Source organism: Flavobacterium ginsengisoli, assembly GCF_029625315.1.
GTDB classification, from domain to species: domain Bacteria; phylum Bacteroidota; class Bacteroidia; order Flavobacteriales; family Flavobacteriaceae; genus Flavobacterium; species Flavobacterium ginsengisoli.
Genome location: NZ_CP121110.1, coordinates 1315351 through 1337034, shown reverse-complemented (window position 1 = coordinate 1337034; position 21684 = coordinate 1315351). Strand labels below are relative to the sequence as shown.

The 21684-nt window shown below is 37.7% G+C and carries 11 protein-coding genes; 4 read left to right on the top strand and 7 right to left on the bottom strand.

Annotated features, from left to right (window positions below):
• The first annotated feature begins 32 nt into the window (after positions 1-32).
• The 4 genes from P5P87_RS06075 (at position 33) to P5P87_RS06060 (ending at position 3991) form a co-directional block, all read left to right on the top strand.
• Complete coding sequence (locus P5P87_RS06075; protein WP_278021928.1) at positions 33-1055, top strand: glycoside hydrolase family 43 protein; 1023 nt, start codon at positions 33-35, stop codon at positions 1053-1055.
• Between the two features lie 38 nt (positions 1056-1093).
• On the top strand, positions 1094-2254 hold the full coding sequence (locus P5P87_RS06070; protein ID WP_278021927.1) for an aldose epimerase family protein: 1161 nt from the start codon (positions 1094-1096) through the stop codon (positions 2252-2254).
• A 196-nt stretch (positions 2255-2450) separates the two neighbouring features.
• Entirely contained in the window at positions 2451-3329 is an 879-nt protein-coding gene (locus P5P87_RS06065) for a glycoside hydrolase family 43 protein (RefSeq protein ID WP_340696661.1), read from the top strand.
• 248 nt (positions 3330-3577) lie between these two features.
• Positions 3578-3991: a 3-hydroxyacyl-ACP dehydratase FabZ family protein gene (locus tag P5P87_RS06060; protein ID WP_198855957.1), complete on the top strand. Its 414-nt coding sequence runs from the start codon at positions 3578-3580 to the stop codon at positions 3989-3991.
• Positions 3992-4065: 74 nt separating this feature from the next.
• Here the strand turns inward: P5P87_RS06060 and P5P87_RS06055 are convergent, their stop codons facing one another.
• The 7 genes from P5P87_RS06055 to P5P87_RS06025 form a co-directional block, all read right to left on the bottom strand.
• Positions 4066-5994 carry an OmpA family protein gene (locus P5P87_RS06055; protein ID WP_278021926.1) on the bottom strand — a complete coding sequence of 643 codons (1929 nt, stop codon included), beginning with the start codon at positions 5992-5994 and terminating at the stop codon, positions 4066-4068.
• A 12-nt stretch (positions 5995-6006) separates the two neighbouring features.
• A complete protein-coding gene (locus P5P87_RS06050; RefSeq protein WP_278021925.1) occupies positions 6007-6930 on the bottom strand; it encodes a PorP/SprF family type IX secretion system membrane protein in 924 nt (307 codons plus the stop codon).
• A 55-nt stretch (positions 6931-6985) separates the two neighbouring features.
• Positions 6986-18052: a PKD domain-containing protein gene (locus P5P87_RS06045; protein WP_278021924.1), complete on the bottom strand. Its 11067-nt coding sequence runs from the start codon at positions 18050-18052 to the stop codon at positions 6986-6988.
• A gap of 366 nt (positions 18053-18418) precedes the next feature.
• Complete coding sequence (locus P5P87_RS06040) at positions 18419-19486, bottom strand: BamA/TamA family outer membrane protein (RefSeq protein ID WP_278021923.1); 1068 nt, start codon at positions 19484-19486, stop codon at positions 18419-18421.
• 109 nt (positions 19487-19595) lie between these two features.
• Positions 19596-20798 carry an FAD-dependent oxidoreductase gene (locus tag P5P87_RS06035; protein WP_278021922.1) on the bottom strand — a complete coding sequence of 401 codons (1203 nt, stop codon included), beginning with the start codon at positions 20796-20798 and terminating at the stop codon, positions 19596-19598.
• A gap of 31 nt (positions 20799-20829) precedes the next feature.
• Positions 20830-21234 (bottom strand): helix-turn-helix domain-containing protein, encoded by a 405-nt coding sequence (locus tag P5P87_RS06030; RefSeq protein WP_278021921.1) that lies wholly within the window; start codon positions 21232-21234, stop codon positions 20830-20832.
• A 119-nt stretch (positions 21235-21353) separates the two neighbouring features.
• Positions 21354-21587 carry a hypothetical protein gene (locus tag P5P87_RS06025; RefSeq protein ID WP_278021920.1) on the bottom strand — a complete coding sequence of 78 codons (234 nt, stop codon included), beginning with the start codon at positions 21585-21587 and terminating at the stop codon, positions 21354-21356.
• Positions 21588-21684 lie beyond the last annotated feature (97 nt).

The window sequence follows — 21684 nt, the reverse complement described above, 5'->3', positions numbered from 1 at the left end:
GAGAAAATTCAAAGACTAACAAAAAACTAAAAATGAAAAAATATCTAATCCTTTTCCTGTTCACAACGATAAGTTTCGCACAGCAAAAAACATTCACTAACCCAATCCTTCCGTCGGGAGCAGATCCTTACAGTACGTATTACAAAGGCTACTATTACTACACCAACACACTTGGAAACAAATTGGTTTTGTGGAAAACAAAAGATCTTTCGGATATTAAAAATGCAGAAAGCAAAGTGATTTGGACACCGCCCAAAAACACCAATTATTCGGCAGAAATCTGGGCGCCTGAGTTTCATATCATTAATGGAAAATGGTATTGCTATTTCGCGGCAGATAATGGCGATAATAACAATCACAGAATGTATGTTTTAGAAAATAAATCTTCAGATCCGTTTGAAGGGAAATTTGAATTTAAAGGCAAAATCGGCGCGAAAACCGATAAATGGGCAATTGACGGAAATGTTTTTGAATATAAAAAACAGCTGTACATGATTTGGGCAGGCTGGGAAGGAGACAAAAACGGTCAGCAGAATATTTACATTGCCAAAATGAAAAATCCGTTAGAGATTGATGGCGATCGCGTTATGATTTCTGCACCAACAAACGATTGGGAAACACACGGAGCTTTGCACGATGAGGTGAATCCGCCGCAGGTAAATGTGAACGAAGGGCCACAGTTTTTAGAAAGAAACGGAAAAATCTTCATTGTGTTTTCGGCAAGTGGATGCTGGACCGATTTCTATGCTTTAGGACTGTTAACCTTTACGGGCACAGATAATTTGCTAGATGCAAATGCTTGGAAGAAATCTCCTGAGCCTATTTTCAAACAATCAGAAAAAAACAAAGTTTACGCGCCAGGACATAATTCATTCTTTAAATCTCCTGACGGAAAGGAAGACTGGATTTTGTATCATGCCAATTCAAACCCAGGAGAGGGATGCGGTAACAAAAGATCGCCAAGAATGCAAAAAATAGAATGGGACGCCAACGGTTTTCCAGTTTTGGGTGAGCCAGTTAGTGAAGGAATGCCATTGGCTATTCCGTCAAATTAAAATCATTTCAAAAAAGATAAAAATGAAAAATATTCAAATTGCTTGCAGTTTTGTTGCTTGTACTTTTCCAATTTAACTGTAAAGACAATAAAAAAGAAAATACGACTTCAAAAGAAAGCTCAGAAATCAAACAAGATTCGATAAGAACGGTTTTAGAGACTAAAAACTTCGACACAATAATCGATGGTAAAAAAGTCAGTTTGTATTGGATCGAAAATAAAGACATAAAAGTTGCTTTTACCAACTATGGCGGGCGATTAGTAGGTTTATGGGTTAAGGATAAAAATGGAAAACCAACCGATGTCGTAGTCGGAATGAATAGCGTAAAAGGCTTTAAAAACTCCACGGAACCTTACTTTGGTGCTACAATCGGAAGAGTTGGCAACAGAGTTGCATTAGGCAAATTTACGCTCGAAGGAAAGCAATATCAAATTCCGCTTAATAACGGAAAAAATGCGCTGCACGGTGGTATAAAAGGGTTTCAAGACGTTGTTTGGAATGCTGAAAAGACAAATGAGAATACGCTGGTTTTTACGTATGCTTCGCCAGATGGAGAACAAGGCTTTCCCGGAAATCTAAATGTAAAAGTAACTTATTCTATTACAGATGATCATGCAATAAAAATGGAATATGAAGCTACAACGGATAAAACTACGATTGTTAATTTAACCAATCATGCCTTTTTCAATTTGAATGGAGAAGGAAGCGGAACAATTTTAAATCACGAATTACAGATTTACGGAGATAAATTTACACCCGTTGATGAAGGTTTGATTCCGACTGGAGAATTGAAATCGGTAAAAAATACACCATTCGATTTTACATCAAAACATAAAATTGGCGAAAGAATAGAAAACAAAGACGAACAGCTGAAATTCGGAAAAGGTTATGACCATAATTATGTGCTTAATGGGGCTAAAAAAGACGGATTTGTTCATGCGGCAACGATTAAAGGTGATGTTTCAGGTATTACTTTAGATATTTATACAGAAGAGCCTGGATTACAATTTTATAGCGGAAACTTCATGCAAAGTAAAAACACCTTTAAATCAGGTGCTAAAGATGATTTTAGAACTGCTTTCGCTTTAGAAACACAGCACTTTCCAGATGCGCCAAATCAGCCAAAATTCCCTCAAATAACTTTAAAGGCAGGAGAGAAGTATCATACGGTTTCTTTGTATCAATTTTCGGCTAAATAGTAAGGAGTTTTGAGCTGGAAATTAGGAGTTGAAAAACGTTATTTGAAAGACTTTTTTGTGAAAAATAAAAAGGACTTTTTTGAAGCGAAATGACGTGTTTTTAACAAAATTTGTATCATAGAGGTTTTCTATAGTATTGTTTTAACTAATTGATTTTTAGTTTTTAAATTGATTTAATTAAATAAAAAGTTTAATAATGGAAATAAAAAAATATTTTACGCTTTTAAGTCTGTTTTGTGTCTTTGTTTGTTGTTCTCAAGATAAAGAAACGGTTAAAAAAACGACTTCAAAAGATCAACCAATCTTGTTGGCAGATCCAACTATTTTTTACGAAAATGGAGTTTATTATTTGTACGGAACAACCACGGGAGATTTTCCTAATGGAGAAGGTTTTCAAGTGTACACTTCTTCCGATTTGAAAAAATGGAAAGGTCCTATTGGAGCGCAAAATGGACTGGCATTAAAAAAAGGAGACGCTTATGGAACGAAAGGTTTTTGGGCACCGCAAGTTTTTAAAAGCAACAATAAGTTTTATATGATTTATACTGCCGATGAGAATATTGCCATTGCAAGTAGTGATAGTCCGCTTGGGCCATTTAAAAACGATTCTAAGGCTTCAATGTTTAATTCGGGCAAACAGATTGATCCTTTCTTTTTTGTTGATCAGGACGGCAAAAAGTACCTTTATCACGTGCGTTTGACTAATGGAAACCGAATTTTTGTAGCTGAATTGAATAATGATTTCTCTGGAATAAAAGAAGAAACGCTGAAAGAATGTATTTCTGGTGTTCTGCCGTGGGAAAATACCCAGAATGTTTCATGGCCAGTTACAGAAGGTCCGACAGTTTTAAAACACAATAATCTGTATTATATGATTTATTCTGCAAACGATTTTAGAAATCCCGATTATGCAGTGGGTTATGCGACAGCTTCAAGTCCAATGGGACCTTGGGAAAAAGCAACTGAAAGTCCGATAATTAGCAGAAAAGATGTTGGCATAAATGGAGTAGGTCACGGTGATGTTTTTTATGATAAAAACGGAAAAATGAAGTATGTGCTCGCATACACATTTTAGCAATAGCGGTGTTTCTCCAAGAAAAGCGAGCAATAATCGATATTGATTTTGAAGGAAATAAAATCAAAGCAGATGCAAAAAGTTTTGTTTTGCTAACAGAATAAAACTTGTGATTTTAGAGTTGATAACGTGGGCTGACTTGTTTTTAAGTCAGCCTTTTTTTAACATTTTAACCTGCTTTTAACACAGATGCCATTTTAATATTGTCTATTTCAGTTCAGATTCGTACATTGTTAAAAATTACAGACATGACTAAAAAAATAGAAGACTTAATTCCGCATCGTGCTCCATTTCTCTTTGTAGATGAAATTATTTCTTATACAACAGACACAATCGTTGGTTTAAAGACGTTTACAGATAAAGATGCCTGGCTTCAGGGCAGTTTTCCCGATTTTAATTTTGTTCCGGGAACTATTTTGATCGAAGCTATGGCGCAATGTGGTGGTGCAGGAATAAAGCTTTTAGGAATCGCAGATGGCGTTTTTGGATTGGTTAGCTTAGATAAAGTGGAGTTTTTTGGAGGTGTTGAATTCAATAAACTCGTTAAATTTGTCGTAAAAAACATTCGTACAAGCGAAAAAATCATAAAACAATCTGGTGAAGCCTTTGATGAAGATAAGTTGATTATGAAAGGAGAATGGATGTGTGTGAAGCTTCAGTGAGACAATAGACAATAGGAGCAAGAAGAAAGATTATAGAAAAACGCCTTGAGATTGGATTCTTAAGGCGTTTTTTTTTACATTTTTGTGATGATGAATTCGCTTCGGCGATTGACTTGATGTTGCGCTTCTGTACACGGAACGCCATTGGAGCAATTATTGATTAATTGGGTTTCTCCATAGCCTATTGCACTTTCTATTCGTTCTGGAGCAACTCGTTGGGAAATTAAATAATCTCTTGTGGCTTTTGCTCTTCTGTCTGACAATTCTAAATTATATTGATCATTGGCACGAGAGTCGGTGTGCGATTCAATTTTTATAACAATTGAGTTATACTGATGCATTAAGAGAACTACTTTATTTAATTCTATTGCAGCATCATAACGTATATCTGATTTGTCTAAATCAAAGAAAATAATTCCGATTTTTATTTTCAAAACTCCATTTTCCCGAGCAATTAAAGCAGGATCCAAACCTACAAGAGCTTCTGTTTTTCCAGAGCTGTTTGCCGTAACAATGGCTTTCGTATTGGCGTTATAATTGTCCTTTGTAACCTCGATTGTATATGGAGTATTGCAATTTACGTTGTTGTTAAAATCATATCTTCCGTCGAGCTGAGAAACGGTTTCAGCCACTTTTATTCCGTTTGCATTTTTAAGCGTTACCATTGCACCGGCAATTCTGTTGTTTGAAATAGCATCATAAACATAACCGCTTATGGCTTGGTTGCACGATCTTTCAAAAGAGTAAATATCATCATCGCCTTTTCCTGTTTTTCTGTTTGAGCACACAAAACCTTTGTTAGTGGCTTCGTTAACGATATAACCAAAATCATCTCTATTGCTGTTTAATGGTGCTCCTAGATTGGCTGGTGTGTCAAAAGCGCCATCGTTTAATCTGCTTTCAAATACGTCTAAACCTCCTAATCCTAAAAATCCGTCAGAAGAAAAATACAGCGCCTGATCGGTAATGTATGGGAACATCTCGCGTCCTGTCGTATTTATTTTTTCGCCTAAATTTTTGGGTTCAGAGAATTGATTATTGCCCAAAATATCAACCACAAAAATATCGGTAGAACCAATTGTTCCGGGCATATCCGAAACGAAATACAGCTTTTTACCATCTTTGCTTACAGATGGATGTCCGACTGAGTAATTGTCACTATTGAAGGGCAATTCTTTAATGTCGGTCCATTGCGTGGTTCCATTTTGATTTTCTACAGCCGTTGCCGAGTAGATTTTCAGATTGTTAATGCCTTTACTGTCACGTTTTAATTTCCCGTTATAATTATTTCGTGTAAAGTAAATTGTTTTTTCATCTGGAGAAAAGGCAATGCAAGCCTCGTGATACTTGGTTGTAATGTCCTTTCCAAAGCGTTCTTTAAAAGTGACATTAGATTGCGTTTCGCTTATTTTTCCCAGTTGCATATTCAGATAAGGCTGATCGTTCCATCCGTATCGATCTGTTTTCCAATAGGAAGAATCAGCAGTAGTAGAATAAACCAAGTCGCCTTTGTAATACATTGGCCCAAAATCGGAATTAGCAGTATTTATGTCTAAATTTTCTAGCAGAAAAGAAGGTTTTATATTTTCAATATCTTCTAAAGTGACATTTTTAAGAGAAAAATTCTTAGCCCTAGGATCTGTGGATTTTTGCTTTTCGGCGAAACTTTTCATCCATTTTTTTGCCAGTTCATAATTCTGAATTCCTTGCAGCGACTGTGCGTAACGAAATAAATATTCCGCAGAAACTTCATTCGGATAGTCAGCAATTAGCTTTCCGTACCATTTTGAAGCACTGGACATTTTTGTATTGAAATAATAAGCGTCTCCAAGTCGCTGAAGTGTTTCTTTGGAAGCATCTCCATTGTTGATGGAAAGTTCATACGATTTTGCGGCTTCAACATAATACATCTTATCAAAAAGAGCATCGGCAGTTTTGTTTTTGGTTTGCGAATGAATCAGCTGTAAAACCAATAATGCGAGTATAGTAATTGTTCTTTTCATAGACTATTCGTATTAAAAGAATCTTGGTGATTTTAGTCCTTTTTTGCGTGAAACCAGTTCAAAACGAAGCATAATTTCGTGCGTTCCGCTATTGTAATTCTGCAATGCGGTTGTAGTGTAATCGTAAGCGTAACCAGCCATAATCATTGGCGTGATTTGTATTCCAACGAGACCGCTCACAGAATCTGATGTACGATAGGAAACACCGAGCGTTAGAGCATTGTTGAACATAAAATTGGCAGATATATCGGCAATCATTGGAGCGCCAGCCACATATTTTAGGAAAAGAGCAGGTTTGAATTTGGTATGTGCCGAAAGGTCAAAAACATAACCTCCAATAAGATAAACGTGTATTCTCTGATTGACTAAATCTTCGCTGATATCATCGTAAGTGTAGCGCTCTCGGGTCATAAAATTCGGAATTGAAACTCCGATATAATCTCTCTCTCCGTGCCAATACAATCCAGCTCCAATAACAGGAAGGAATTTGTTGGTAATGTTTTCACGAAACTGTACATCGGGATCTTTGTAACTTCCTTTAGACCAATCGATATTAATCACACGTCCGCCGCCTTTTATTCCAAAGGAAAGCTTGTGTGTTTCTCCAGATTTAATGGTGTAGGAGAAATTGGCATCTAGATATTGTTCGTCTGTAGGTCCGATTTCTTCGTTTACGACTGAAATTCCAAGACCTACATTTTTTCCGACTGGTGTATCCAGAGAAAAACTTTGAGTGTCTGGAGCACCTTCAATACCAACCCATTGTGTTCTGTAAATTCCTGTTATAGCTAAATGTCCCAGCGAACCGGCATAAGCCGAGTTTACGGTGAGTGTGTTGTACATATACTGCGTGTATTGCGGGTCTTGCTGTGCAAAGGCTCCATATACCGAGAATAGAGTTATTATCGCGAAAACCTTTTTTATATTTTTAATCATAGCCAATTTTATTTTGGTTAATCCTATTCTTAAATTTTCTTTTTTCTGGATGGTTTTATTTTAGGTAAACCCATCCAGAGGTTTTTTTAGATCCGTCTCCTAAATCAAGGATATAGAAATAGGTGCCTTCAGGAAGCGTTTTAGCAGAACCATCTGCTTTTCCATCCCAAGTATTTTTATAACCTTTTTGGTAGTAAACCAAATTACCCCAGCGGTTGAAGATTTCGAGCTGATTATTCGGATATCTTTCAATACAATCAATGTAGAAGAAATCGTTTTGGCCGTCGTCATTTGGTGAAAATTCATTGTAGATTTTCAGACAGTTTGGCGAAACGGTAGCGCTATCCTGATTGTTTGCCGAATTGGTGTCTATCTGATCTAGTTTAACCAAATGGGCATTATTCAAATAATCATTAAAATCAACCACCTTAACAGTTAGTGTTAATGTTTGGGGAGTTCCTTTATTAATCGCTGGAATGCTCCAGATGCCTGTTTTCGAATCGTAAGTTCCAGAAGTTACCGCTGAGTTTACTAATGAATATCCTTTAGGCAATGCATCTTGAACTTCTACATTTGTTGCAGTTAAATTGCCTAAATTTTCTGCTGTTATGGTAAAGGTTACTTGACTATCCATCGGAACATCTGTTTTATCGACTTCTTTATTGATGGCTACGTCGGTAGAAGGAATGTTGATAGATTCAGAATCTTCATCGTCTTCGCTTTGGTCTCCGTTATCATTATTTGGTGTCGAATCTGGATCAAATTGATTGCTGGCAGTTACTTGAGCAATATTAACATAATCAACACTTTCCAATCCAAGCGGGTTGGCTACAGTTGCTTCATAGGTTAACGTAATACCGCCCACAGGAACAGTTAAGTCAACCCATTTGATCGTATTCTTACTGAAAATACCACCATTATTGATATTCGAGATATTCTTGAATCCAAGCGGTATCAAGTCTTCAACAGCGACACCAGTAGCGGTGCTTGGGCCTTCATTGTTAAGCTGTAAGGTGAATGTGACAACTTCGTTTACATTTGCGTTTTTGTTGCTGGCTGTTTTTTCTAGACTTAAATCGGCAACGGCAACTTTGATTTGCAAACTGTCATAGTCATCTTCGGTCGTGATTCCATTATTTGGAGTCGAATCTGGATCTGGCAGATTACTGGCAATAACCTCGGTTATATTTGTATATTCGCCTGCTATGCCTGACGGCTTATTTACTGTTGTATAAATATCCAATGACTGATCGGTTCCGGTTGGAATATTTCCGACATTCCAAATACCTGTCACATAGTTGTATAAACCGCTCGTAGGACTACTGGTCTGATAGGTAAATCCAGGAGGCGGCAAGTCTTTTACTCTTACACCAGAGGCATCTGCAGGACCATCATTGGTTACGGTGACAGTGAAAATAACCGTTGAACCTACATCGTGAACGGCATCTTGATTAAGGGCTGTTTTCTTAATAGACAAATCTGCCATTACAATTACTGGTGTAACCGCAATGCTATCATAATCATCTTCAGTCGTAACTCCGTTACCTGGTGTACTGTCTGGATCATGCTGATCTGCAGTCATAATTTCTGCAGTATTTAAGTATTCGTCTGGAGTACCTGTTGGACTTTTTACAAAAACATTCAAAATTAAAGTATGACTATTTCCAGCAAGGATGATTCCCGGAGTCCATTCGCCCGTTACAGGATTATAAGGTCCCGAAGTCGAATTATAGAAAATATAATCATATCCAGAAGGCAATACATCTTTTATGGTAACACCAGTAGAATTGCTAGGGCCTGAGTTGGTTACTGTAATAGAGAATGAAATTTGCGATCCTACGGCAGGATTAAGTATATTATTGATTACTTTTTTCTCTATTGAAAGATCGGCTACTGCTGGAACAGGACTCAATAACACAGAACTGATGTCATCTTCTGAAGTAACTCCGTTATTTGGAGTTGAATCTGGATCCAATTCATTAGAAGCGTAAACCTCTGCAATGTTTTGATAGTCTCCGGTTGTATTGACTTTGACACCTATTTGTAAAGACTCTGAAGCTCCACTTGGTATAGTGCCAATATCCCAAATTCCAGTTGTATTATAATATTGTCCAGATGTAGAACTGTATACCACATATTCGTAACCGCTTGGCAGCATATCGAGTACTTTTACCCCAGTAGCATCTTGTGGACCGCTGTTGGTTACGGTTACTTGGAATGTAATTGTTGCTCCAAATATTGGGCTTAAATTTCCGCCAATTACAGCTTTTACAAGAGATAAATCTGCCATTGGAGGAACAGGAACAGTTGCAATTTCTGCATAATCATTTTCAGTAGTAATTCCGTTGTTTGGAGTTGAATTTGGATCTGGAAGGCTACTTGCAGTAACTTCGGCCGTATTTAAATAATTGCCAGTTGCATTTACAATAGCGGTTAACTGTAATGTCTGAGAATCTCCATTAACTAAAGAACCAATATTCCATTTTCCTGTGGTACTGTTGTATGTTCCTTTTGTTGCTGTAAAACCGCTAAAGGTATATCCTGTAGGCAATAAGTCAGTCACTTCAACTCCAGAAGTATTCTGCGGGCCGTTATTTGAAACAATGATTTCAAAAGTTACCGATGATCCAATTAATGGAGTAGGATTATTAACTGTTTTGGTTAAAGATAAATCAGCGGATTGTCCTAACGGTGAGGTTGTAGCCGTTCCATAATCATTTTCAGTTGGATCTCCGTTTCCAGGTGTTGAATTAGGATCTGGCAGATTGCTTGCAGTTACCTCGGCAATATTTACATAGTTTCCTGTTGGGTTAACAATAGCTGTTATTCTTAAAACTTGCGAATCTCCATTTAGAAATGTGCCAATTGTCCATTTTCCTGTCACAGCGTTATAGACTCCTTTTGTGGCACTATAAGTAACAAAAGTGTATCCAGTAGGCAGCAGATCGGTTATTTCAACACCAGAAGTATTCTGTGGACCATTGTTTGTTGCAATTATTTCAAAAATAACTGGCGACCCTACTAATGGAGTGGTATTATTAACTGTTTTAGTTAAAGATAAATCTGCCGCCTGTACGTTTGGCGTCACTGTTGCCGTTGCGTAATCGTCTTCTGTGGCAACTCCATTATTTGGCGTTGAGTCAGGGTCAGGAAGCGCACTTGCCGTTACTTCGGCAATATTTACATAATTTCCTGTCGGATTTACTATAGCTGAAATTTGTAAAGTCTCTGATTTTCCGTTGATTAAATTGCCAACAGTCCATAATCCAGTCGTTGGATTATAAGTTCCTGTAGAAATCGTGAAATTAGAATAAGTGTAGCCGCCTGGAAGTAAATCGGTAACCGTTACACCCGAAGCATCTTGAGGCCCGTTATTGGTTACAATGACTTCAAAAGTAACCAAAGAACCTACTAATGGGGTGTTATTGCTTACTGTTTTGGTCAATGATAAATCTGCAGATTGTGCTGTCGGAGTAATAGTTGCTGTAGCATAATCATTTTCAGTAGGAACTCCATTATTTGGAGTAGAATTAGGGTCTGGAAGATCGGCTGCAGTTACTTCAGCAATATTAAGATAATCACCAGTATCATTTACTATGGCTGTAATTTGCAGTGTTTCAGATTCTCCATTGGCTAAATTACCAACTGTCCAAAGACCTGTTGTTGGATTATAGGTTCCTCTAGAAAGTGTGAAACCGCTATATGTATACCCTGAAGGTAACAAGTCGGTTATTTGAACTCCCGTATTATCCTGTGGTCCATTATTGGTAACAACAACCGCAAAAGTCACTGGTGAGCCGGCTAGAGGCGTAGTATTGTTTACTGTTTTGGTTATTGATAAATCAGATGATTGCGTTACAGGTGTTGTTGATACTTCTGCATAATCATCTTCTGTCGTTACTCCATTATTTGGAGTTGAATCAGGATCTGGCTGATTACTTGCTGTAATTTCGGAAGTATTTGTGTAATTTCCTGCGGCATTCACTACCGCTGTTATTTGTAAAGTATGAGTCACACCAATTGCGACATTTCCAACAGTCCATACACCTATTGCCGAATTATAGCTTCCAGCAGTTGCACTATAAGATGTATAAGTATATCCAGAAGGTAGTAAATCAGTAACGGCAACGCCATCTGCAGCTTGAGGCCCTGCATTGCTTACTTGAAGGCTAAAAGTTACTTGAGAGCCTACAAGTGGAGTAGTGTTATTTACTGTTTTAGTTAATGATAAATCGGCTGATGTTGGTACAGGAACTGTTGTCGCTTCTGCATAGTCATCCTCTGTTGTAACACCATTATTTGGAGTTGAATCAGGATCTGGCTGACTACTTGCTGTAATTTCTGCACTATTGGTATAATTTCCAGAAGCGTTTACTGTAGCTGTTATTTGTAAAGTATAAGAATCTGAAATAGGCATATTTCCAACTGTCCAAAGACCTGTTGCTGGATTATAGCTTCCTGTCGTTGCACTATACGATACATAAGTATATCCAGAAGGCAGTAAATCGGTAACAGTAACTCCATTTGCTTCCTGCGGACCAGAATTTGTTACTTGAATACTAAACGTTACTTGTGAACCAACAGGCGGAGTAGCATTACTAACAGTTTTAGTTAGTGATAAATCTGCTGATGTTGGAATAGGAACTGTTGTAGCTTCTGCATAATCGTCTTCTGTTGTAACTCCGTTATTTGGAGTAGAATCAGGATCAGGAAGACTAGCGGCAGTTATTTCGGCTTTGTTTAAATAATCGCCGCTTGGGTTTACTTTTGCCACAATTTGCAGTGTTTCTGCATCACCAGCTACTAAATTACCCACAGTCCATATTCCTGTAGCGGTGTCATAAGTTCCTGTAGAAACGGTAAATCCTGTAAAAGTATAACCAGACGGAAGCACATCTGTAACTTGTATGCCAAAATTATCTTGTGGGCCGTTATTGGTCACTACTACTTCAAAAGTAACCAGAGAACCCACTAATGGTGTAGCATTATTAACAGTTTTAGCCAAAGATAAATCTGAAGACTGCTGAATAGGAGTAGTTGTAGCTGTTCCGTAATCGTCTTCTGTTGGCACTCCATTATTTGGTGTTGAGTCAGGATCTGGAGTATCACTATTGGTAACCTCTGCAATATTGGTATAATCTCCTGTTGCGTTGACTATTGCGTTAATCTGTAAGGTTTCAGACTCACTGCTTTCTAATATGTCCAGAGTCCATAAGCCAGTTGTACTATCATAAGTTCCGCTTGTGGCGTTAAAAGTAGCAAAAGTATATCCAGAAGGCAGTAAATCGGTTACTTGAACTTGGGCTGCATCTTGCGGGCCACTGTTTGTGGTGATAATAGTAAACGTTACGAGAGAGCCAACAAGCGGGGTAGCATTGCTTACTGTTTTTGTTAATGAAAGATCTGCAGATGGCGGTATAGGAGTTAATAACACATTATCTTCATCATCTTCGCTTTGATCTCCATCGTCATTATTTGGCGTACTGTCAGGATCAGGAAGATCACTGGCAGTAACCTGTGTTATGTTTTTGTAATCTCCTGTTGGCAATACTTTTGCATCAAGAATAAGTGATTCAGTAACACCAGTATCAACTGTACCAACATTCCATATTCCGGTAGTACTGTCGTATGTTCCGGCAGACGAACTATAATTTACGTATTGAAAGCCAGAAGGCAATAAATCTGTTACTTGCACTCCAGTTGCATTATTTGGACCGTCATTTTTTATTTTAAGTTCAAATGAAACTTGGCTTCCAACTACAGGACTTGTATTACCTGTAACTACATTTTTGGTTAAAGATAAGTCGGCAGAAGGCCCGATAAAAGTTATTTCAGCATCATCTTGATCATCTTCAGATGGAACATTGTTATTTGGTACACTATCGGGATCAGGTAAATCACTAGCTGTAATTTGTGCAACATTTAGATAATTTCCTAAAGGATTAACAAATGCGTTAAAAGTCAGATTGACATTAGAGTTTGCAGGTATTAACAGATTTTTCCATTCAAGTGTTGCCGTTGCAACCTGGTAGGTTCCACCAGCAGATACTGATCCTGGAATAAGCGTGTATCCCACAGGAATAACATCTTTTACTGCAACTCCAGTCGCGTTTCCAGGTCCTCTGTTAAGCACATTAATTGTAAAAGTTACCTGATCTCCAGCTGCGGCAGAAGTTGGGGTTACCGTTTTAGTAAGTTCTAAGTCAGCTTGTTTTAAAGAAACTGTAGCGCTAGCCATGTCATCTTCAGGTAATCCGTTTCCTGGAGTACTGTCTGGATCAAATTGATGCGCAGTTTGTATTTCGGCGGTATTGATATAATTATTTGGTGATGAAACAACGTTTACTTTGGCTGTAATTTGCAAAGCAAGAGAATTTCCATTATTCAGATTGCCAACATTCCAAATTCCAGTGGTATTATTGTATTTTCCGCCTCCATTATCGCTTACATACGTATATCCAGGTGGCAGATTGTCTGAAACTGTAATTCCAGTAGCATTATTAGGGCCACTGTTGGTAACTCTAATTGTAAACACGACGTTATCGTTTATACTTACAGTAGCGGGCGAAACGGTTTTCTGTAATGATAAATCGGCTACATCTAGCACCACTGTTGCGCTATCCTGATCATCTTCTGCAGGATTTTGGTTGTTAGGTGTACTATCAGGATCGAATTGATCTGATGCGACAACTTCTGCGGTATTAACATAAGATCCTCCGCCCAGAATTGTAGCCTTAAAGGATAAATTTAAAATACTTCCGCTAGGAATTGTGATACCGCTCCAAGTAATGGTATTGTCTCCAACATTGTATACTCCTCCCGAAGTAACCGTTCCAGCAACAAGTGCAAAACCGAACGGAATGAAATCACGTATGGAAACATTAGTTGCGGTAGCGGACCCACCTAGTGCGTTATTATTGAAAACGTTGATATTGAAAGTAACAACATCGCCAATACTTCCTGTTGTTGGCGTTACTGTTTTAGTTAATTCAAGATCGGCAATCGACAAAATGGTTAGGTTCATAGTGTCTGATGAAACGGCACAATTACCATTGCTTACGGTCCATTGCAAAGTATATATTCCAGGAACAGTTCCTGTAATGGCTGTCGTTGGTGAGGTTGGATCCATAAAACCTACCGTACTTGGTCCAGAAACCTGAGTCCATTCTCCAGTACCAACTGTTGGAGGAGTTGCATTCATATTTACTGCTGTAAATTGAGGAACTCTTTGATTTGGACCTGCTTCTGCAGTTGATGGATTTGCATAAATTGTAACTTGAACAGTATCTTCAGAAATACATCCGGTTGTTGTTATTGTCCATTTAAATATGTAAGTCCCAGGAATTAAAGTTAACATTAGCGAGTTTGGATTATTTGGAGCTGATATTGTAGCCGTATTAGGTCCAGAAACTTGAGTCCAAAGTCCAGTGCCAATAAGTGGAGTATTTGCAGCCATAGTTGCTGTAGTAACATTACACATTTCTTGATCAGGGCCTGCATTGGCTACGGTTGGTGGATTATCGTTAAAAGTAATATTGACTGTGTCTGAGGTTGGCTGACATAATGATGGATTAGGAAAAGGACCGTTTGTAACTGTCCAAGTTAAGACATAAGTACCTAAAACATTAATATTGGATAATGTAGTAACCGGACTGTTTGGATTGTCAATTACTGCCGCTCCTCCCGGAGGCTGAGAGGCAAATGTCCATGTACCAATACCTACCGTAGGTGGTACAGCTGCCGTTTTGTAAGTAGTCTGACAAGCTACTGTGTCATCAGGGCCAGCATTTGCAGCACTTGGAGGTGCATTCATAACGATTCTCACAATATCAGACAATGTTCTGCAAGAAGGGCTTTCAAAAACCCATTCCAAAATATATAAACCTGGCACTGTTAAGCCTGTAACTGTTGTCAGTGGAGCAGTAGGAGTTGTGATTACAGCTACACTTCCAGCGGGCTGAGAAGCAAAACGCCATTCGAAAGTAGCAACATCTGGCGGAGGCATATTTCCTTGTAAAGTTGCAGTTCCGTTAACATCAGAAATACATAATGTTTGATCTGGACCTGCATCAGGCGGAATACTTGCTCCACTAAAAATTTCAACATTTACAGAATCAGACGATCCTGGACAAGTTGATCCATTAGGAAAAGTAGCACTAGAAGTGGTATAGGTAAAAACGTAACTATTTCCAGGAACTACTGTAGCATTTGCAATATAACTATTTGGCGGAGATTGTGATATATGAACATCTGCTGGATTTCCGGACGTGCTAGTAAGTGTCCAGGTTCCAGTTGAATTTTTATTTCCTGTAAGCTGAATGCTAGTAACATCACAATAAGTCTGATCAGCTCCTGCATTTGCCGCTGGGGTAACCACTACAACCATATCATCAAAAGTTCCTTGGCACAAGAAAATGCTTTTTGCAGTTATGGTCCATCTAAAGGTATAAGTTCCGGCTACAAGCCCATTAATGACAGTGTTTGGATTAGTCGGATCAACAATATTGGGCTGATTTGGCGCACCAGTTAGAACTGACCATTGTCCTGTTTCAAAAAAACTGTCATACGTACTTCCTGCCATTGTAACGCTAGTATTGCCACAGACATTTTGGTCTGGTCCTGCAACAGCTTGGTGAGGCGGAATACCAATTGTTAAATTAACGTCGTCGAATGCTTGACCGCAGACCGAAGCATCTACTGTCCATCTAAAAATATAATAACCACTATAGGTAAAAGTAAAAACTGCGTTTGGGTCATGAATATCGCTTATGGTATAGTCTCCAACACCAGAAATTCTTGTCCAAGTTCCAATTGCTCCACTGCTAGTTGTAGCGGCCATTGTAATGGTAGATCCACAGATTTCTTGATCAGGACCTGCATTTGCGGCAGGAGGAGTATTGGCAATTGTAACAGAAACGTTGCTCTGATTTGGTTCACAAAGTCTTGTTATGGTTTCTATAGACCACGTGAAAACATAGGTTCCGTTTCCAGGAACGGTAACTAAGGTGTTTGGATCGCTGGTATCGGCAAAAATAACTCCAGCTGATGGTGTTACAGACCAAAGTCCTATTTCTAAAAAGCCAGGAGTATTACCGCTGAGGTTAAAAGAGGTTGTTCCAGAAGGATAACAGGCATCTGGGCCTGCATCTGAGGTTGAGGCTGCTGTAGAATTATTCGTTACGATTATTACATTGTCAGAAGCAGATGCACTACAAGATGGACCAGGATGAAGATAAGAAACAGTCCATTGTAATTCGTATTGCGATACATTTGTCGTAAAACCTGAGGCTATCGCATTTGGGTCGTTAACATTGGAAAACGAAATTGTAGTTGGTCCAGAGACCTGACTCCATGTGCCAATTTCGCCTGCTTCAACTGGTGCAGCTCCAAGACGTACTTGAGAATTGGCACAAACAATCTGATCCGGTCCTGCATTTGGAGTACCCAATGTCGTATCAGATACATAAATAGTTACTGTGGCAACTGAAAAACCACAAGTTGCGCCGCCCCCTTTGGTTATATATTGAAAGACATAACTTCCAGGAATAAGTCCGGTGACCTGAGTATCTATGGCAAAATTATCTGCAATCACTGCCTGATTTGGTCCGCTAAGCTGACTCCAGAAATGCATGCCTTCGCCAGTTACAACTCCAGAAAGCATTGTACTGGTATCACCGCAAGGCAAACTTACATCAGATCCTGCATTAGATGGAGTAGGATCACCAGAAACTAGAATATTTAGAGTGTCAAAGCCATAATCGCAGCCAGCAAGAATTGATCCGTTTTGGCTTCTAATAAATTCGACAGTATATTCTCCTGGTGTAGTAAGCGTTAAAGTCAAAGAATTTCCGGCATCTTGTAATGCAGTAGGGAAAGGGGCGAGCGGAGAAGTGTCTGGTCCTGTCACAATTCGATATTGATTTACTCCAGTTCCTGTTACGGTAAGCGGAATAGTAAATACAGTTGCATTACAGCTTCCAACCATATCATCGCCATTATTGGCCACAATACTTCTTGTTGCACCGTTATATTCTACATGATAGTCTTTAGTAAAAACACAACCCGTATTGTTATTGGTAAGCGTATATCTAAATGTATATGGATCACCAGCATCAGATATATTTGTAACTAATGTAGTTGGATTTGTTGGCGAAACAATTACAGCGCCAGTATCTCCAGCTATCTGTGTCCATTGAACGGTTTCACCTGCATATAAAGGAGTTTGTGCTACTAAAGTTACTTGATTAATATTGTTGTCGCAAAAGAAAATATTTTCATCGCCACCAGGAAGAGTCGTAACATCTTGTGTCGCGGCAGGAACATTAATTACAACTGTATCATTGCCAGAAGCACAAGGACCAGTTACAGTCCATCTAAAAGTATAAGTTCCCTGTACAAGATTTGAAACTCCTGTATTATTAGCACTAGGATTGGCAATTGTTGGCGTATTTGGACCACTTACAAAAGTCCATTGCCCATTTTGTCCATTTAGGCCGCAACCTCCATAAGTTGCATTAAGATTGGTGCTTTGTGTTGTAGTATAACAATTGCTAAGCGTTTGATCTGGTCCTGCTGAAACAGGTTTAACACCGCCATAATTGGTTACAGTTATTTGCGAAGTAGTTCTACAGCGCTGGCCTGGAGCATATTCAGGACCTTCTATAACCCATTGAAGTGTTGTAACACCGCAACTCGTAGAAGGCAAAGTTATAGTTGAGGTTGGCAGATCTGGAAAATTAATTACTACCCCGGCATTGTTAGCTCCGACGATTTCCCAACGGCCAGTTTCTCCTGTATTTTGAGGAGCATTTGCCGTAATAGATAAATTTCCAGAACTATTTGGACAGCTTGTTATGTTGCTTCCTGCAATTGCGGTAGTAATAGGCTTAACATTTACAACTTTATCCTGATAAGCTGTAATTCCGTCCGAACAGGTTGCGCTATATCTAAAAATATAGGTATTTCCTCCTGTGTAGCCAGAAACGGTTGTACTTGGGCTTGTTGGTGAATTAATAGTTACTGCTGGACCAGAGATTTGAGTCCATTTGACTGTGCCAATAATAGGACTCGGATTGTTTCCAGTTAAAACCATTGCATCGGTTGCGCAAATGGTTATATTCAATACTCCGGCGTTTACAGTACAGTTTTGTGCATTTGTTTGAAAAGTGAGAAAAATTAACAATGCGAAGCAAAAGCTAGTTTTTTTGATAAAGTGCAGATTCTCCAAGAAAAATAAAATTGTGCCATAAGCAATCAGGAATAGAAAGGAGGCAAATTAATGTTTAACCGCCTTAAATTAATAAATTGATTTTGAGCATTAATTAGTTAAGATTTTTGAATATATCTGGGGATACTCAAATTTAAAGAAAGATAGCCTTGAAATTTTTTTTCGATGTTGCATATTATAAAATGAAACAAGAAAACAGAGGATGAAACAATAAAAAAGCCCTAAATCTTAGACTTAGGGCTTTTAAATAATTTTTTAAAACTAGAAAGCTTCGCCGATTCTGAAATAAATTCCCCAATCTCCTTTTCCGACTGCACCATCTAAACCAACATTAAATTTTGATTTTTTGAACGGATTGTATCGATAACCAACACCGCCTCCAGGATACATTTTCCAATCAAAGCTTGGAGTATCAGAACCATAAATAGTGGCGATACCAAAAAAGCCAACCAATCCCATTTTCTTTCCAAAGTTGTATCGGTATTCGCCTTGAATATCCATTAATCCGGCTCCTCTGTATTTTCCTTCAGAATAACCGCGAATATCTGTTCCTCCAATAGTGCTTTGCTGTTCAAATGCAACATTCCCAAGTCCGAATTTTCCAAAAACACGAGCCGCAATAACATCTTTATTATCTCTACTTGGAATATATCTATTGGCTTGAAAGGATATTCGATTTGATGCCAGTTCGTTATCTAAAAATTTTGGATACGTAGACCAGTCCAGTTTAATTTTGTATCCTATCGTAGGATAATAAACGGCATCTCTAGTATCAAATAATAAGTTTACAACCAAAGCATTACTATGTGAAACCGACGAAGGAGAAACATTATCCTCATATACTGTATTGTAATGTGCATAAGTATAAGAAAGTCCACCATAAAACTTTCCGGCAATTTTGCGCTGGCCGCCCAAACTAAAAATAGTTGTTTTGGTTCCGTAATCGTAAAAATCAGGCTGTTCTATATCATCAACATAAAATTGGGAATTCTGATTTCCGGTAAAAAAGAAAAACTTCAAACGCCATTTGTCCTCATTCAAGTACCATTTATTAAAGAGTGCCAAAACATAAGATTTATTGGTTGTATAAATAGCCGACATTCCAGATAATGATTTAGGAGAAATAGTATCGGCATGATTAACTTTATACATCGCCATTGGAATAACCCCAAACATAAAATCAAGATTTCTATTGTAGCTCAAATAAGGCATTACTCTAAGTTCGATTTTCTTCTCTTTTGCTTTTTTTGGAACAGAATCGGTTATTTTTTGTCCGAAAGAAGAAGAAATAAAACAAGTAAAAAAGAGTAGGAGTAGAAAATGCCTCATGGTCTAAATTTGTTTAGTGAAACTTATATTAGATGTATAAATAAGTAAATAACACTTTTCAGGTACTTGTAAATTTAATTAAAAATGTAAGTAATTGAAATAAAAGAAATTAAGATTTGGCTATTTGATTAAATATAGAAACCAGTTTTTCTAGAGCATCTTTGGCATGAAGTTTTTCACCGTTTTTCAAAGTATTTTCTAAAGCCTCTGCAGCTCTTTCGAGCATTCGTTTTTCAAAATAAGAAATTGCCGTTTTTAAATCAGAAAACTGATTATTAGTTAAGAAATCAGCCAATTCAACAGCATCGAGCATGGCTAAATTAGCGCCTTTTCCTGCAAAAGGAGGCATTCTATGCGCTGCATCGCCTATAATAGTTACATTTTCTTGCGTTTCCCAAGACTGATTCTGAGAAAAATAATATTGCGGACGAGGTATAAAATACAATTCGTCACTCATAAAAAGTTCATGCCAATCTGAACTCCAATCTTGATAAATTTCTTTAAACCATTCAAAAATCTTCTGATTGTCTTTAAAATCTAGATCATTTTCTGAAATCCAATTTTCAAGAATTTTACTGCTGAGCAGAAACATTAAAGAACCGTCTCCTTTTGTTCCGTACATAATGGTTTGTTCGTTTCCTAAAGCCAGAACCTTTCCACCTTTTGAAAACTCAAAAAGATTAGGAGCATTTTTCTTGGCATTATAAATTGTTCCTTCAATCATTGTAATTCCAGAATAAATAGGTTTAAGTGCGCTTACATAGGGACGAATTTTAGAATTTGCTCCATCTGCACCAATTACCAAATCGGCATAAGTGTTTATTCCATTTTTAAAGAACAGTCTCCAGCCATTATTTTCTTTTTCCATAGAAAGAAATTGACTATCCCAAACCATAGTTTCAGTCCTAAGCGAATGCAATAAAATGGCTCGAAGCTCTGAGCGGTCTATTTCTGGACGAGGTTTTGAAATATCCTGAAGCGAATTCTTGCTGGGGTTTGTAATTTCTTCATTAGAAGTTTTAGTAATAGAATGCTCGTCAAACTTCAATTCTAAATTTTGATTTACAATGCGGGCTTTACTGGCATTTGGACGAATATTTTTATAGAATTCATCTAATAAACCTCCTTTTTCCATAGCTATTAAACCTGAATCGTCATGTAGATCTAATGGAGAACCTTGTACGCGAACTTTTGAGTTGAGGTCTCTTTCGTATACTTTTACATTTATATTCTGTAGTTGTAAAAGACGGGCCAATAGTAATCCGCCCATTCCGCCGCCAACAATGGCAACGTACTTATTTTCTAGTAACATAGTTTTGTATTTAAAAATCTATGTTGCAAAATTATTGTGATGAAAGAGCAGATAATAGTATAAATCGGTCGTTTTTGTTTTGAAATAATTCTTTTGGAAGTGAACCCGAAATTTTCTTGATCTCTTTAATAAAATGCGTCTGATCGGAAAAATTCTCTTCTGGAAAAAGTTTACCTTTTGCAATATGTTCCAATGAAGCACGAAAACGAAGTATGGAACAATATCCTTTTAATGAAATTCCAAAATACTGATTGAAATACCTATTAATCTGACGGCTGCTCCAGTTAGATTGTTCTGATAATTCTTTTACAGTCATTGCACCATGGGTTTCATAAATAAGACCGAATAGTTTTTGCTTTCGAGTATCGACTTCCTTTATTAATAAGGAGTTGATTTTTAAAGCGACTTTTTCGCAGAACAATTCAAAATTTTCCAAATCATGCTCTTCAAAATCCCAAAAGCCAGATTCGAGTATTTTTCCTGAATTTAAAAGAGATGCAATACTTTCGTGAAAAACATATTCAGCGACAAGAAGTTTAAAGCTAATAACAAACGTTAAGCTTTTAGCCGAATTATTCCTTTTTCATACTGTTGCGTTCCTAAACCCAGAAGTCTGATTTGAAAAGGATTTTCAGCTGTTTTTATAAGTGATAAATCAATTCGTCCGTCTGGAAGACCAATTGTTTCCAGCTTTTCATCCGATTTATTTTCCATACACCAAAAACTATCCACAAAATCTGAAAGGTTTTTGTTGGGTTTGATGTATTGATAGGATAAATCGTGATGCATTTTATCAAATTTTAAAGTGAAATTAAACAAAATGTGCTTTATTTCTATTAAAAGTATCGCTCATAGAAAGCTTATAAGAGACTTTGTAATTCGATAA